General features: G+C 51.0%; 13 protein-coding genes. 8 read left to right on the top strand and 5 right to left on the bottom strand.

What is annotated here, in order from left to right:
• Window positions 1-65: 65 nt before the first annotated feature.
• From AC6I7T_RS20330 to AC6I7T_RS20305, 6 genes are all read left to right on the top strand, one after another.
• Window positions 66-1,847: a SpoIVB peptidase S55 domain-containing protein gene (locus AC6I7T_RS20330; protein WP_497789381.1), complete on the top strand. Its 1,782-nt coding sequence runs from the start codon at window positions 66-68 to the stop codon at window positions 1,845-1,847.
• Window positions 1,848-1,944: 97 nt separating this feature from the next.
• Window positions 1,945-2,952: an NAD(P)-dependent alcohol dehydrogenase gene (locus AC6I7T_RS20325; RefSeq protein ID WP_497789380.1), complete on the top strand. Its 1,008-nt coding sequence runs from the start codon at window positions 1,945-1,947 to the stop codon at window positions 2,950-2,952.
• Between the two features lie 446 nt (window positions 2,953-3,398).
• On the top strand, window positions 3,399-4,853 hold the full coding sequence (gene aldA / locus AC6I7T_RS20320; protein WP_497789379.1) for an aldehyde dehydrogenase: 1,455 nt from the start codon (window positions 3,399-3,401) through the stop codon (window positions 4,851-4,853).
• Window positions 4,854-5,229: 376 nt separating this feature from the next.
• Complete coding sequence (locus AC6I7T_RS20315) at window positions 5,230-5,973, top strand: (Fe-S)-binding protein (RefSeq protein WP_497794633.1); 744 nt, start codon at window positions 5,230-5,232, stop codon at window positions 5,971-5,973.
• Window positions 5,970-7,430, top strand: a complete 1,461-nt coding sequence (locus tag AC6I7T_RS20310; protein ID WP_497789378.1) for a LutB/LldF family L-lactate oxidation iron-sulfur protein — start codon at window positions 5,970-5,972, stop codon at window positions 7,428-7,430. Before AC6I7T_RS20315 ends, AC6I7T_RS20310 begins: the two co-directional genes overlap by 4 nt.
• Window positions 7,427-8,080, top strand: a complete 654-nt coding sequence (locus tag AC6I7T_RS20305; protein WP_497789376.1) for a LutC/YkgG family protein — start codon at window positions 7,427-7,429, stop codon at window positions 8,078-8,080. Before AC6I7T_RS20310 ends, AC6I7T_RS20305 begins: the two co-directional genes overlap by 4 nt.
• Before the next feature lie 125 nt (window positions 8,081-8,205).
• Here AC6I7T_RS20305 and AC6I7T_RS20300 read toward each other — a convergent pair whose 3' ends face one another.
• From AC6I7T_RS20300 to AC6I7T_RS20290, 3 genes are all read right to left on the bottom strand, one after another.
• Window positions 8,206-9,411 carry a serpin family protein gene (locus AC6I7T_RS20300; RefSeq protein WP_497789375.1) on the bottom strand — a complete coding sequence of 402 codons (1,206 nt, stop codon included), beginning with the start codon at window positions 9,409-9,411 and terminating at the stop codon, window positions 8,206-8,208.
• A 125-nt stretch (window positions 9,412-9,536) separates the two neighbouring features.
• Window positions 9,537-10,091 (bottom strand): ClbS/DfsB family four-helix bundle protein, encoded by a 555-nt coding sequence (locus AC6I7T_RS20295; protein ID WP_497789373.1) that lies wholly within the window; start codon window positions 10,089-10,091, stop codon window positions 9,537-9,539.
• 534 nt (window positions 10,092-10,625) lie between these two features.
• Window positions 10,626-11,381, bottom strand: a complete 756-nt coding sequence (locus AC6I7T_RS20290; RefSeq protein WP_497789372.1) for a DeoR/GlpR family DNA-binding transcription regulator — start codon at window positions 11,379-11,381, stop codon at window positions 10,626-10,628.
• Between the two features lie 89 nt (window positions 11,382-11,470).
• Between AC6I7T_RS20290 and AC6I7T_RS20285 the strand changes: the two genes are divergently transcribed.
• Window positions 11,471-12,421, top strand: coding sequence for a class II aldolase/adducin family protein (locus tag AC6I7T_RS20285; protein ID WP_497789370.1), 951 nt, complete (start codon window positions 11,471-11,473; stop codon window positions 12,419-12,421).
• A gap of 41 nt (window positions 12,422-12,462) precedes the next feature.
• Entirely contained in the window at window positions 12,463-13,641 is a 1,179-nt protein-coding gene (locus tag AC6I7T_RS20280; RefSeq protein WP_497789369.1) for an iron-containing alcohol dehydrogenase, read from the top strand.
• 316 nt (window positions 13,642-13,957) lie between these two features.
• Here AC6I7T_RS20280 and AC6I7T_RS20275 read toward each other — a convergent pair whose 3' ends face one another.
• Both AC6I7T_RS20275 and AC6I7T_RS20270 read right to left on the bottom strand, forming a co-directional pair.
• Window positions 13,958-14,302: an L-rhamnose mutarotase gene (locus AC6I7T_RS20275; RefSeq protein WP_497789368.1), complete on the bottom strand. Its 345-nt coding sequence runs from the start codon at window positions 14,300-14,302 to the stop codon at window positions 13,958-13,960.
• 202 nt (window positions 14,303-14,504) lie between these two features.
• On the bottom strand, window positions 14,505-16,046 hold the full coding sequence (locus AC6I7T_RS20270; protein WP_497789366.1) for a rhamnulokinase: 1,542 nt from the start codon (window positions 16,044-16,046) through the stop codon (window positions 14,505-14,507).
• Window positions 16,047-16,253 lie beyond the last annotated feature (207 nt).

The following is a 16,253-nucleotide window of genomic DNA, read 5'->3' as shown; positions in this document are numbered from 1 at the left end:
CCATCTTTGACCCTGTTGAGGTTACCCACTTTGCGTCTTGAGCGGCAACCGCTACTCTTGTAGACGTGCCATACCGCCTTAAGGAAACCACCCGACTGGCAATAGCCGCTGTCTGTTGTCTGTCCTCTATGCTGCCCAATGCACTTGCTGCCACGGCTGCGAAAGACACTCTGCCTCTCACTGAACCTCCGGCTACAACAAACGGATTTTACCCCCTGGATCAAGTACATCGTGGACAGATAGCAACAGCGTACACCGTCTTCGAGGGTACACATCCGGAACCGATGCAGGTAGAGATTCTCGGCCGGCTGAAAAATGCTCTCGGTCCGAATATGGACATGATCCTGGTACGCCTTCAAGGTCCAAAACCCGAGTACACCGGTGTCGTTGCGGGCATGAGCGGAAGTCCCGTCTTCATTGATGGCAAACTGCTCGGAGCCATCGCTTACCGCATTGGAGAATTCAGTAAGGAACCGATCGCAGGGATTACTCCCATTGGCCAGATGCTGGAAGTCCAGAATGCAAAGGCGGCAGGCGGCGGTTCCAAACCAGTGAACTCTCCGGGAATAGACATCCACCCCATTGAGACCCCTCTGATGATGGCTGGCTTTCGCCCGGAAGCCATAAGACTGTGGCAGGAAAAATTTGCAGGGACAAGCCTTTCAACCGTCTCGGCTGTTGGTGGCATCGCCGGCCAAAGCAGCAAGCCGTCATCCGATCCACTGTTACCGGGCTCCGCGGTCAGTGCACTGATCATCAGCGGAGATCTGCAAATCGCCGCTACGTGCACTGTTACCTATATAGACCCGAAGCAGTTGCTCGCCTGCGGACATCCGATCACTCAGTTTGGTCCGGTATCGATGCCGATGACGAAAGCCGAGGTCGTGACGACATTGGCATCTCCTCTAAATGCCTTCAAGATCGTCAATACAGCGGACGAGATTGGCGCCTTTACCGACGATCGTTATTCAGCCATTCATGGCGTCTTTGGCCAAAAGGCTCATATGATTCCGGTCAGTCTCAGCGTCCGTGGCCCTAAAGGCATTCGAGAACTGCACTTCCAGGTAATGGATCATCCTCAAGTCACGAACCAGGCACTGCTCGTCGGCGTCTATCAAGTCCTTCTGGAAAATAATGCGGGAGGAACAGATTCCAGCTACAGAGTCAAAACAAAATTCGAGATCGATGGCTTCGCTCCCATTCATTCGGAAGCGCTCGTCGCTCCCACCGAACAGCTTCCCGGAAATCTGGAAGCAGCGCTGACGATTGCCACTCGATTTGGAAGACTCTACTCCAATCCCTCCCGGCAAAACGACATCAGGGGTATCAAGTTAGAAATAGAGGAGTCTCCCGAGCGACTACAGACACAGCTACAATCAGCTCAAGTCCCATTTGATACGGTGCATGCCGGAGACACGGTAACGGTGGAAGCAACGCTGCAGCCTTACCAGGGAGCACCGAGAAATCTGCGCATCCCTATTCAGCTTCCGGCATCTTTACCTGATGGAACAATTAGGCTTTTAGTCAGCGATGGCGCTACTTTGGATAGAATTCTTCAGCCAGCGAGACCTGGATCACATTCACTGGATATGAATGCCACGATTGCGCAGCTACAATCAATACATGCCAGCGACCGGTTGTACGTGACCTTGCTGCTTCCATCTACACAGGCGGGATGGGAGGGTAGAACTCTCGCCTCACTTCCATTGTCGATGGCAAATGTTTTGGAACCGCTGAGAACTGCACAAGATTTAGTGCTAAACGGTGAAAGCGGGATTCCGGTAACATCTATACCAGTGGATGCGGTACTGACAGGCCAGCAGGTAATCATGTTGCACGTACAGTAGCACCGGATGCAGGCGCCGGGGGGCGCCGCCGCAATTCATTTCATATTTTTTCTTTCGTGGCCTTCCCCGGTGGCCACATTTTCGAACGAGGCTTACGATGGCTCTCATACATGGACTGGCGGCACATGCCGCAGGCGCTGAACTTCTGCCTTACAAATATGATCCCGGTGATTTGAAACCGGATGAGGTAGAAATCGCGATTTCCCACTGCGGAATCTGTCACAGCGATCTTCATTTAGTGGATAACGACTGGGGCTTAAGCCAGTATCCGTTCATTCCCGGACACGAAATCATCGGAACGGTTATGGCTGTCGGCGATTCGGTCAAGACGCTCAAACCCGAGCAGCGCGTCGGTGTCGGCTGGCAATCGAATTCCTGTGGAATTTGCGAGTGGTGTCTTCAGGGAAAAGAAAATCTTTGCGCGGAAAGTGAAGCCACCTGCGTTCATCGCAATGGCGGCTACGCCAATGCAATACGAGTGAATGCCCGTTTCGTGATTCCTATTCCCGAGAAGCTCAACAGCGATAATGCTGCGCCTCTGCTTTGCGCGGGTGTCACTGTCTACAATCCGTTGCGCAGTCTCGGAGTCAATCCTTCTTCACGTGTAGGCATCATTGGAATCGGCGGGCTCGGCCACATCGCCGTGCAGTTCGCCAGAGCCTTCGGAGCGGAAGTTACAGCCTTCTCCAGTTCCCCGGCCAAAGAAGAAGAAGCTCTCGAGTTGGGAGCTCACAACTTCGTCAACACGCGTGAAAGCAAAACTCTGAAGCAGTTGGCTGGTTCTTTCGATGTCATCCTGTCAACGATCAATGCCGATCAGGACTGGATGGCCTACGTCAATGCACTTCGCCCGACCGGCACCCTCTGCTTCCTGGGTGTTCCTCCTGAGCCAGTCTCTATTACTCCGTTCTCTCTCATTGCAGCAACCAAGTCAATTACAGGAAGCCCTATCGGCAGTCCTCTTGTCTTGCGCGAAATGCTGGACGTAGCAGCGCGTCACAATGTGCAGGCGAAGACAGAGCTCTTCGCGATGAATCGCGCCAACGAGGCCATCGCCAAGGTGAAGCGCAACGCCATCCGGTATCGCGCTGTTCTCACCAATTAATCATTTTTTATCGAGGCGCAGTTCCTTCCTCAGGAGCTGCGCCTCTTCTCTTTTCCCGCCTCTCCTCTCTTCTCTTCCGGACGCAAAGCTTCCAATTTTTTCACTCCTTGAATCATTTGAGAGTCCCAGAACACGAGAATGTTTTGATCGGAAATTATTTCCGTTTTGGGTATCGGCAAACCATATTGTGGTGGCGTACACTCCTACGCATGCTGCTGTCGCACCTTTTGGGACGATCCGTTCCGGAGGTGTAATCGTCAAGCTCTGCATGGCAAATCTGCTGCAGAGATGACCAGCGGACAGATGGAAATTTGCATAGCAGAACGAACGCATTTTCGCTCTTGGCCTGTTCCGAGAAAGCGTACTGTTAACCGCGCTCCTATGGATAAAGGCAAGCGAGATGTCTGAGCACGGCAAAGCCGGCAGCGAACCATAGAGGAGTCATCATGCAAGAAACACAAGTACGCCGCTATCAGATGTACATTGATGGAGAATTTGTAGCTAGCGACAGGATGATCCCCGTAGTAAATCCTGCCACTGGGGAAGTAATCTCCGAAGTTCCCAATGGAACCGAAGCCGATGTAGAAGCAGCCATCCTCTCCTCCGAGCGAGCGCAGAAGGAGTGGTGTAAATTACCGGCCATCAAACGCGCTGGCTACTTAAGAGAAATCGCCAGCGAGATCCGAAAGAACAAAGACAGTCTTGCTGAAATCATTACAGAAGAACAAGGAAAGATTCTCTCCCTCGCGAAAGTAGAAGTGGATTTCTCTGCCGACTACATTGACTACATGGCGGAGTTTGCCCGGCGTTACGAAGGGGAGATCATTCAAAGCGACCGCCCAGGCGAAAACATCCTGCTCTACAAAATGCCGATAGGCGTGATCGCCGGAATACTTCCCTGGAACTTTCCTTTCTTCCTGATCGTGAGAAAGATGGCTCCCGCACTGGTTACGGGAAACACGATCGTGATCAAACCGAGTAGCGAAACTCCGAATAATGCCTTCGCCTTCGCTCAGCTCGTCGCCAAGTCTTCCCTTCCGAAGGGCGTCTTTAATCTGATCTCCGGTTCAGGATCGGTAATCGGAAAGGCGCTTGCCAGTCATCCCAAGGTTGGCATGGTCAGCTTGACGGGCAGCGTCGAAGGTGGAGTTGCCGTCATGCGTGCAGCTTCCGAAAACGTAACAAAAGTTTCGCTCGAACTTGGAGGGAAAGCTCCTGCCATTGTTATGCCCGATGCGGATCTTGATCTGGCAGTGAAGGCCATTCGTGCTTCGCGCATTATCAATACCGGACAGGTCTGCAATTGCACCGAGCGTGTTTACGTTCACGAATCCATCGCATCGCAGTTCATTGAAAAGATCACTGCTGCCATGCAACAAACCGTAGTTGGGAATCCCTTCGAATCCAATACGGAGATGGGACCTCTCGTCAGCCAGAAACAGCTCGAACTCGTCGACGCTGCAGTGCAAAGAGCCATTCAAGACGGCAGTCAATTGTTCACCGGAGGGCAAAAGTATTCCGGAAGAACAGGCTATTACTATCCGCCAACCGTTCTCACCAATTGCAACCAAAAGAGTGACATTATGCAAAAGGAGATCTTTGGCCCTGTCCTTCCCATTACAACCTTCAAAGATCTGGACGAAGCGCTCGACATGGCAAACGACTGCGAGTACGGCCTGACTTCCTCCATCTACACCAAGAACATGGACACCATCATGCGTGCCTGCAATGAACTCCGCTTCGGAGAAACCTATGTCAATCGCGAAAACTTCGAAGCAATGCAGGGCTTCCACGCAGGTTGGAGAAAATCCGGCATTGGCGGAGCAGACGGCAAACATGGGCTGGAAGAGTACTTACAAACTCATGTTGTCTATCTGAACTACGACACCAACAAACAGTAGCGCACTACGATAAGCCAGGTGAATACAAGGGAATAGGTGAAAAGGGGTACAAGTACCAGCGGCACCAATCTTGAGAATTCCCCTCCGATTTGCGGATTGCGAATCGAAGGGGAATTCCGAATATCCCGGTGTAGTTACTCTTTATTGAAGTAGTTGAAGACCACAAGGTTTAAGCAACCAAAGATCGAATCGAACGGGACACTGATTTCTGTTTCTACTGAAACGCCTCAAGCCCCTCCTATAGTTTCATTTTCATGAGTTTATGAACTGCCTGAATTATCTTTCGACCAGACAAACCCGTGTGATGAAAGTCACGCTACAAAAGACAAGAAAAAGTATCATGAAAGTCGTCCATCCATCATGAGGGAGGTGCGCCCTGCGAGTATCGCTCTTTATCACCTGCTATAACGACACCCTCTTCCCGGAAACAGGAAAATCCGTCGTCAGAGTCCTTGAACGTCTGGGCCATGAGATCGAGTTTCGACCAAAGCAAACTTGTTGTGGCCAGATGCACTGGAATACTGGCTACCTGCAAGAGGCCGTGCCAATCATTCGGCATTTTGTTGAAGTCTATCGGGATGCCGATGTTGTTTGCATCCCATCATCTTCTTGCGTTTCGATGATGCGGGATCACTATCCCAAAGCAGCTGCGGAAACTGGCGATGCCAGATTTATTGCAGATGTCGAAGCACTGTTGCCGAGGATTTTTGAGTTCTCCGAGTTCCTGGTCAAAAAACTAGGTGTGGAGGATGTTGGCGCAACCTTCCCGCATAAGGTCACCTACCACGCAAGCTGCCATTCCATGCGGTCCTTACATTTAGGAGATATCCCTCATCGTCTGCTGAAGCAAGTTCGTGGGTTGGAACTTCTTCCCATGCAAGGTGCTGACCAGTGCTGTGGTTTCGGAGGAACCTTTGCGATTAAGAATGCCGATGTCTCCTCTGCAATGTTGGCCGACAAAGCTGTCTCGGTTCTAAATACAGGCGCTGAGGTTTGCACGGCAGTCGACAACTCTTGCCTCATGCATATCTTCGGTTCTTTGCATCGCCAGCGAACCTTTGTGCGTACCGCACATATCGCAGAAATATTGGCATCCGAAGCATTGGGAGGATCGCGATGAGTCCACAGCCCGAAGAGTGGGGACAGAAGGACTTTCCGGAAGCTGCACGGGAACTGCTCGCCGATTCCCAATTGCGCAAAAATGTCCGCCATGCAACCAATGTCATCACTAACAAACGAGCTAAGGTCGTAGCGGAGCTGCCCGATTGGCAAAAACTGCGTGATTCCGGCAGTGCCATCCGTGAACATGTACTCGCAAATCTAGACAGCTATTTGCTTCAGTTTGAAGAAGCCTGCACTCGTGCAGGCGGACATGTACATTGGGCTCGCGATGGCGAAGAGGCCAATCGTATCGTGCTCGAACTGATACAGGCTCAGGCCGTCAAGGAAATCATCAAGATCAAGTCGATGACGACGGAAGAGATCGGTTTGAATCACGCACTCGATGCCGCAGGCATTCACGCGCATGAAACCGATCTGGCTGAATTGATTATTCAGCTGGGCAAAGATAAGCCATCGCATATCGTCGTCCCTGCACTACATAAAAACCGTCAGCAGGTACATGAGATCTTCACTCGCGAGATGCACCTCGAAAATCTTGGCGACAGGCCTGAAGATTTGACGGCTGCAGCTCGTAAATATCTCCGTGAAAAGTTCTTGCGTATTCCAGTTGCAGTTTGCGGCGCTAACTTCCTGGTGGCGGATACAGGCGGCGTCTGCATCGTTGAATCCGAAGGCAATGGACGCATGTGCCTGACCTTGCCAAAGGTTCTTATCTCTGTTGCTGGAATAGAAAAGGTCATTCCCCGCTTCCAGGATCTGGAAGTGTTTCTACAGACTCTCCCCCGTTCCGCAACCGGCGAGAGAATGAATCCCTATAACTCTTTGTGGAGTGGCGTACATTCCGGAGACGGCCCAGAAGAATTTCATGTAATTCTTCTCGATAACGGACGCAGCTCGATTCTTTACGATCAGGAAGCGAAGCAAACGCTGAAGTGTATCCGCTGTGGAGCCTGCCAGAATACCTGTCCGGTCTATCGCCAGACCGGGGGCCATGCTTACGGTTCCGTCTACGCAGGGCCGATCGGTGCAATACTTACACCGCAGCTGCACAAGCTTGAACAAGGTAAATCTCTTCCCTATGCTTCCTCTCTTTGCGGAGCCTGTTACGAAGTTTGCCCGGTAAAAATCAACATTCCAGAGGTTCTGATTCATCTTCGTGGCAAGGTAGTGCGCAAAGACCAGGAAAGCCTGATAGGACAACTCGGAATCTGGAATATCGGGATGCAGGCAGCGAAGGTAATCCTTTCCGACAGCACCCGTTTTCATCTAATGCAGCAATTGGGTCGCATTGGTCAAATACCCTTTGTCGCACGTAGCGGCTTCATTGAGCGCCTGCCATGGATGCTGGGCGGATGGACGCAGGTGCGTGACCTCCGACCGCTCCCGCCACAATCCTTCCGAGAATGGTGGGCCGCTCGTGAAAAGAATCAGAACGGTAAGGAGGACGGCAAATGAGCGGAGCGTCTGAGGCAAAAACTGCAATTCTGGAACGCATTCGTGGAGCAATTAAGCCATCCTCCGCAAATCGCGAACAGGAGTATGCCGGAATCCCGAGAGACTACATTCGCGCCGGACAACTAAGTGAAGCCGATAAGTTGAATATGCTGGAAGAGCGTCTTCGCGAGTACGACGCTGGTGTTTATCGCACCTCTTCTGCCGATCTAAAGAAGACCATTGCCGGCATCTTGACGGAGCGTAAGGTTCACCGTGTCGGGATAGCGAGAGAAACCCCTGGCTCCTGGCTGCCCGAAGGCTTTGCCTTTCATGATGCTGAAGGGGCTCCGGCTGTCGATCTAGATCGCCTCGACGGAGTTCTGACCGGTTGTACGGTTGCAATTGCGGAAACAGGGAGTCTTGTACTGCAGAACGCCGCAGCACAAGGGCCGCGCAAGCTATCTCTTGTTCCCGATTATCACTGTTGCATCGTCTTCGCGAGTCAAGTAGTCGAAACGGTGCCTGAGTCCTTTGACAGGCTCAACGCTACAGCAACTTTACCGACTACATTTATCTCCGGCCCCTCGGCTACAGCAGATATAGAGATGACACGCATCAAAGGAGTACACGGACCACGCTTCCTGGATGTTGTACTTGTTATCGAGAAATAAATGCCAGCTTCACGCGATCTCTCCAGGCTTGCAGCCTAGACTAGCTGCAAGCCTCGGAGCTGAAGCTGAATCAATGCATTTCCTGTATCTTCGTGACATTTTCTTTCAGAATAGCCCTTCTTCGCTTATTTACCTTCAGGATCGGCAATAACTCCCAGGAATAGAATCTGCCCGCTTCGTTCATCGCGAATTGCCAGGAAGAATGGATGATCGACGACCATGTGGAAGGGTGGTGGCTCTACTCGGACAGCAAGAGCTCGAATACCAATACTGGTCGCGGCTGCAGCTTCAGTCCCTTCCTCATCTACCTTTAGAAAGGATGCATGCTTCACTTCACTGATCGCTAAGCGTGGAGGAGCTTTATGAATCGCATCGAAATTAGCATTGCCTCCAAAAGCAATTCCCATACCGAGCTTCTTCAAAACATCATTCAAGCTCGTCTCGTAGGTGATCGTGAAACGTGGCAGTTCGATCACTCCTTTTTGAGCACGTAGAGATGTAACCAATGCCGAAAAGCTGTCGGGGGTCAGTTGCTCAAGGAAGTGCTGCAAGTGTGCGGCATCTTTCGGAAGCACAACATACATAGCAAAGGACCGGTCTGCATAAGGCAAACGAATCGCTTCAACACCATCGTTGTTGGAGTAAGCATACTCTGCCATGTGCCTCATCATCGGCACTTTACGTGGAGAACCGGCCGCGAGTTGAAAATCGTGAGGCTGTGTTTCCTTAACCTCGAAAGGAAGTGTCCATTTCCCCTTAAAGGCAATGGCATTGGTGATCATCATCAGAGTTGATGGATCGAGACTGTCGATCATCTTCTGAATTCTGTCATTGGTGTGCTTCGCTACCCAGGAATTGATGACCTGCGATGAAGAGGGGCTACGGAAGTCGAGATTCTGGATCTCTGCCAGATAAGACGTTTGTAGTGCACGAGGCAATTCCGGATTCACTGGAAATTGTTGCTGTACCCAGATGGCATTTGCCGTAGAAAGTTGAACGGCCTTTGTCTCTGCAATCTCTTTCACCAATGCCTGATTCGCCTGGTTAAAAGCATCTGTACTCTGGCCGTCGGCATGCAGCGTGTGCATGATTGCCTGACGTGTTGTTCCCGAAGCCCCATTGGAAGCCATGGCCAAAGCCAAAGCAATGCTCGTGGGGGAGAGAAAAATATTTTCCCGCGGTTGAGCGGCACTCAGCTCTCGCAACGATTCGAAACCGAATTGTGTATAGGGACGGACCAGCATACCGGGATCAGTTGACTTGGTCGACGCGGTGATTGCACCGCCCCCAAGGATAGTACAGGCGAGAATCGCAACCAATCGTCTCTTCATAACAATAAAAGACGCTACAGCGAGCAAATAGTTCTTGCAAGCCAGATCTTCCGGTTGCTGCTAATCATTTATTGACAGTGGATGAGCTGAGGGGAATCTCTTTCCTCTCAGCTCATCGATATAAGCTATTTTCTCTTTGCAGGTATTCTCGCCTTCGCACTTTTTGCCGGCACAATTTTTGGCTTCTGCAATTTTGTCCATTTGCGGATACGTGTCCTCGCCCAACGATAATGACTGCTGGTCGCAGCCGCAATCCACCTGGACAAAGGCCAGACGCGCATCCAGGGATAAAGTCCTTTTTCGAAAAGCTTCTCTTGTGAAATAGATCGCGTCAGTTCGAGCATCTGCGCGTATGTTGATTCGAATTCAGAGAGAACCACGCTCCATTTCTTATCGCGCCATTTCTGATAAATCTGCTCGTTCAAAGCAGGCGTCTGGTTCCACTTAAAATCGCGCGTGGGCGTCGGCGGATTTCCTCCCTGCAATCCCTCGCTATACCAGCCGAGAAACATTCTTTTCCATTCGACCAGATGAGCAATCACATCCTTAACCGACCATTTGTGACAAACACCTGGAAGCTCCAACTCCCTGATGGAAATGTCTTCAATGCATGCTTTGAGCAGTTGATATTCCGCCTCAATGCTATCGATAAGTTCTTTCTTGTCTTTCGCGATTGGCATTTGAAATCTCTTTGCTTGAATGTTCAGAAAACCATACCAAAGACAAATAAAACTGAAAAGCTAAGGTCTGTAGACGAGGGAGTATAAGTCTCATCCAAATATTGCCGAATGTCCCGACGTTGCAAGCAAAACCACGATCTGGAAGTAATTGTCAGTATCAATTGTCGCTACATCGTCGTCATTGAAATTTCCCGGATCGACGAGGCAGCTGGCTAAAGACAAACATATTTGTTGTGCCTTGAAGAAAATGTCCTGAATTCACAAGATCACCGAGGAAAACATCGCTGTAGGAGGCGCTGCTATATACGATGTCTAGGCTTCCAACGCCATCAGAATCACCATTTGTAACATGCTCCTGAATAGACAGGAATACACCATCCATGTAGAGAATGGACTCAAATCTACAGTTAATCGGATGTTATAGATATTTCGGACTATCACTATTCCCTTAACTGTCTGGTCTCTCTCATGGAGGAGACCAGACAGTTAAAAAGGGGCAAGCCTGACGATCAAGCTACCAACAGAAGAGAAGTGTTAGGCCAGCAGACACTCAATCTTATTTTCAGCCAGCATCTGTTTGAATTCCGGGACTATGGAGGAATCGGTCACGATCTGATCCACTTCGTTCAATTCTGCCACGTGCATCAGACCATCGCGGCCAAACTTGGTGTGGTCTGCTACGATGACGACCTTTCGTGCTGCCTTAATCATGGCGCGAATTGATTCGACCACCAGCGTATTGGAATCGCTCAATCCGGCGCGTGTGATTCCACGAATTCCCATCACCAGCACATCGGCAGAAACACTATTCAGCATCCGTTCACAAAACGGCCCAAGCTGAATTCCGAGCTTCGGATAGAGATAACCGCCGGTGAGGATCACCTCGGTCTGTTTGCTCTCCCAAAAGAGCTGCGCTACCGGAATAGAGTTGGTGATGACCTGAACGGGGCGATCATTCAAATGGCGAGCTACTTCCACTACGGTGGAACCGCCCCCCATAATTACAGTCTGGCCATCTTCTATCAATTGGGCCGCAGCACGGCCAATTCTGGCCTTCTCGTCGTGTTGACTGACGGCCAGACGCCCATAATCCAGCGTTTCATCCCGTGCCTGGAGGGAAACCGCTCCACCATGAACCCGGCGCAGCACTCCCTTTTCCTCAAGTTCAATCAAATCCCGACGGATGCTGGATTTGGAAGCTCTGAACTTTTGACACAAGTCTGCCAGGTTTACGAACTCCTCCCTGGTGAATAAGTCCTGTATTTTCAACTGCCGCTCAGCGGGACGCATGCTTGTAATCTTAATCCTCGTTCTGCTACGGAATATTCATTGAAGTTGGATCATCACGGACGTATAGTATCTAAATAGTTCACAATATCATGAAAACTTCTTCACAAAATTCCAATTCCACAGCTCTGGAACTCCAGGAGACTGTCAAAGGCATTGTTCGCCGCGCAGTCTCGGAGTGCATTTTCCAGGTGCGGGCCGCTACACCTGGTGCGATTGAACCTCTTGAACTCTTTCACTCTCCTGAAGCTTTGGCTATTAAGGAAGAGATTGTACGTGTTGGAAAGAAACTTTGGGACCGTCAATATGTCGATGGGAATGGTGGAAACATCTCCTACCGCATTAGCCCACAGTATGTTCTTTGCACCCCGACACTGTGCAGCAAGGGAGATCTTACCGTTGATGACATCGGGCTAGTCGATCTCAACAACAATCTGATTCTCGGCACTCGGCCACAGACTAGTGAACTGAAGCTGCATTTGTCGATCTACAAGACTGTTCCCAAGGCAAAGGCTGTGGTTCATTGCCATCCACCCTATGCCACCGCGCATGCTGTCGCCGGAGTGGTTCCCCAGCCGAATCTCATTCCGGAGCAAGAAGTTTTCGTTGGACCGGTTGCCATTTCCCCTTACGAAACTCCGGGCACCCAGGTCTTTGCAGAGACAGTCCTGCCTTACGTCAAGAAGCACAACACGATCCTGCTGGGAAACCATGGAATCGTATGCTGGGCCGACACCGTTACCCACGCCGAATGGTATGCAGAAGTTGTGGACACCTATTGCAAGACGGTCTTCATTGCTCGTCAATTGACGCCCCATCCTCCCGAAATTCCACCTGCCAAGATTCTGGACATTTTGGAAATCAAGAAGAAGCTCGGTTTACCCGATGCACGTCTGCCGGAGCCGGAAGAAGAAGCTGTTGCCGAAGCCGTCAGCACCGCAGCAGCGTCTATTGCAAAGGAATTGCCTCAACTGAAACCGGAAGAGGTTGAAAAATTGATTTCCTCCATTACCGAGGAAGTGTTGGCTGTTTTCAAGAAATAAGTGCCCCAAAGGCACCAGAAGAAAGAGAAAGAAAAGTAAGAATGGCGTTAGCTGAGCAGACGTTTGAATACTTCGTGCCCAGTGTCTCTTTAATGGGCGTTGGTTGTTCGAAAAAAGCTGGAGAACAAACCAAAAAACTGGGAGCCACAAATGTTCTGATTGTCACCGATGCTTTCCTGTCCAAGCTCGGTATGGCAGCAGAAATCAAAAAACAATTTGAAGCAGCCGGAGTCAAGGCTGTCATTTTTGACGGAGCGGAACCTAATCCCACGCGCAAGAATGTAGAAGACGGACTAGAGATCTATCGCAAGAATAACTGCGACGGACTCGTAGGCCTGGGCGGCGGCAGTTCGCTAGATTGCGCCAAAGCAATCGGACTGCTGGTCACCAACGGCGGAAGTATCTTCGATTATGTCGGTGTAGATAAGTCGAAGAAGCCGACTCCTCCACTCATCGCAATTAACACCACGGCAGGAACGGCCAGCGAAGTTACTCGCAACCTGGTGATCACTGATACGGAGAGCCACATCAAGATGCTCATCGTAGATCGCCACTCCATCCCTTCCATCGCAGTCAATGATCCCCTGCTGATGGTTGGAATGCCTCCTTCCTTGACCGCTGCGACAGGAATGGATGCTCTTACTCACGCGGTTGAAGCTTATGTTTCAACCGGTGCCACACCGATTACCGATGGTTGTGCTATCCACGCAATCAAGCTGATCGGCAAGGCACTCCCTCAGGCAGTGGCAAACGGGAATAACATTGAAGCTCGCGACCTGATGGCTTATGGCGAATTCATGGCTGGCATGTCCTTCAACAGTGCCGGACTTGGTTATGTTCACGCCATGGCTCACCAACTTGGTGGCTTGTACAATCTGCCGCACGGCGTTTGCAACGCTATTCTGTTGCCTATCGTCTGCGACTTCAACCTGATCGCCTGCCCCGAGAAGTTTGCCGATGTCGCCGTAGCTCTTGGTGAAAAGATCGACGGACTCTCTACCTTCGAAGCAGCAAAGAAGGCAGTCGATAGAATCCGCAGTTTGTCTGTTTCCGTAGGTATCCCGGCTGGGCTGACTCAACTGGGCGTCAAGGATGCAGACGTTCCGAAGATGGCAGAAAATGCCATGAAGGACGGCTGTATGACGACCAATCCGCGTACGGCTACGCTGAAGGATGTCATGGCGATGTATCGCATCGCACTGGCTGCCGACGCGAAGTAAACATGATCTAGAAACAAGATGGAGATGTCAGTGCATTCAGCTGACATCTCCATTTTTCTTGATTCATCTCGAGCGCAAGCAGATTCCAGTCCATAAAGCCGCTATGACTCAGGGGACTCCCCGTATCCGGATGGTAGTATTCGTTCAATGATCCGGAGGTTGTCAGGTCTCGTGCCAGCATACGCAGTGTACGTGCGGCCAGCGTAGTGAACCATGAACGGATAGGTAACTGAGGGGATAAGAAGCAGACTTGTTAGTAATTCTTGAGTGGAGGGTATTGGAAACCCTCCACCTATGGGTATGAGCGAGAAATGTGCTAGCTCTCTTTGAGCTTGAAGACCTGTTCGGCGAGCTGCCACTTCCATTCTTTGTTGGGATCGGTATTCGGTAACGGCTTCTGTAGCTTGCCCATGATACCTTCCCACTCCTGCACCTTCGCATTAGCCAGATCCGCCGCAGCCTTGGCTTCAAAACTGAAGCCCTCTTTCGTCTCGATGATCATGAAGAGACGATTCATAACCAGGTAGATCTCCATATCCAAAATGCCGGAATCGTAAAGACTCTGCTTTACCTCCGGCCATACATTGCGGTGATAACGCTTGTATTCTTCGATCAGCTTCGGATCTTCCTGTAAATCGATAGCGAGGCAATATCGCGGCATCAAATTTCCTTTCAAGAGCGAAACGCTCATTCAGAATGAAGCATCTCTCTCGTCACGAACTTTCCACTGCTAGCTTAACGCCTATCTATACGACGAGACGCTCACTTTGGTCATCTTTGTAACTTTTGCATTTGGAACATCCCACCTGTTGAGAAGGACCGGAGAGGGAAACCTGCCACTCAGATGCATACTCATTTGGGAACTACCGTCGAAGGCGGTCCCGGGTCTCCGCCTTGAGCTCAAAAGCATCTTCATCGGCCCGTGGAGAGATGAAAGAAAAGAACCGGTGATACTCGTCGTTCCAGCGAACCGTGTCCTCCGGGTAATAGACGGAATACTCACGCGAAGCTGCAACACTTTCCCGGGCTGTATGGATGTCAGGTAAATGTCCGCTGGCAATTGCCTGTAACATTACGTTTCCCAAGGCTGGAGCCTCTGCTGGTCCTGCAATAACCTCCCGACCGGTTGCATTTGCCGTCAGCTGGCAGAAGAGTTTGCTCTGTACGCCCTCCCCAACCAGTCGAAGTTTTGTTAGCTTGCGGCTCGCTAACCGTTCCAGGCGGTCCAGGGCCGAACGATATTTGAAAATCACGTTCTCCAGACATCCTCTGGCGATAACAACATTGTTCTCTGGAACCTGTTGATTCGTTTCCGAACAATAACGGCGAATCGCCTCCGGCATATTCACCGGATTCAGGAAGCATCTAGCCTCCGAATCCAGAAAGAACGCGAATGGCTGGCTCTGTTCCGCCAGCTGTATCAATTCCTCCCAAGTAGGACCGCAATCGGTTTTGCTCCAATAGCGTTGGCATTCCTGCAGTAGCCACAAGCCCGGAAGGTTCTTAAGCAGCAGTGAGGAACCGTTAACCCCGCCCTCATTAGTAAAACCCCAGGCAAATGACTGCTCGGAGGTAACCGGCTCGGCGGACTCCACGCCGAGAATGCTCCAGGTCCCACTCCAGAGGAATGCCGTGTTTTTATCCAGTCCAGGAATAGCGGCAACAGCACTTGCCGTATCGTGCGATGCGCCTGCAATCACCGGACACCTTCCGGACATCCCTGTTTCTTCTGCAACAGAGGGAAGCAATGAACCTAATACAGTTCCGGAATCTACGACAGGGGAGAAAATCCCTTGGGGTATAGAAAAGAGATCCAGGACATCCGCTGTCCAGCTTCGCTCCCAAGCGCAGAACACTTGTGTCGTCGATGCCTGTGTATACTCTGTCCCCTTTTCTCCGGAGAGGAAGTAGTGGAACAAATCCGGGATCATCAAAAGTGACGCGGCAGATTTGAGCTGACTGCTCTCGGCATTCTGAATGCTGTTTAGCTGGCAGAGAGTATTTATCTGCGAAGGGTAGACACCAGTTCTGCGATAAAGGTCGAGAAGCGAGATCTTCTCCTGTAAGCGCTCAATGGCGCCGTCTGTACGAGCATCCCTGTAGTGATGGGGATTCCCCAGAAGTTCCCCGGAAGTATCGAGAAGGCCAAAATCCAGCCCCCAGGCAGAGACGCCTATGCCATCCAGTGGCTGCTTGTTATGCGCAGCATACTTTGCAATTCCAGCTTTAATCTCAGTCCAAAGGCGAAAGACATCCCAATAGAGTCCTCCGGGAGCTGAAATTCCTCCATTGCCAAAACGATGCAGTTCGTTCAAATAAAACTGTTTATCGTTCCAGCGCCCAAGCACAACCCTGCCGCTGGCGGCACCTAAGTCAATCGCGAGAAAATTCGCTGTGCTCTTCATTCCTTCTCGCGGGGCCCCACACTTACAGCATTGGCTCGCGCGCCCTCCTTGTCAGCAGATATCTTCGGTGTGCATTACTTGTTAGCAGTGCACCCTTGAATCGTTATTCATGCCACCAGGAACTGAGGGTACCAATCTACAGCGATTTGTTCGAGTTGTAACCGGATTTTTTCAATGGGAGGGCTTGGGCATGTTCCCGCCCCCTTT

This window comes from Humiphilus diazotrophicus (assembly GCF_059726315.1).
The sequence above is the reverse complement of the archived record's forward strand: the minus strand, read 5'-3'. Positions and strand labels throughout refer to the sequence as shown.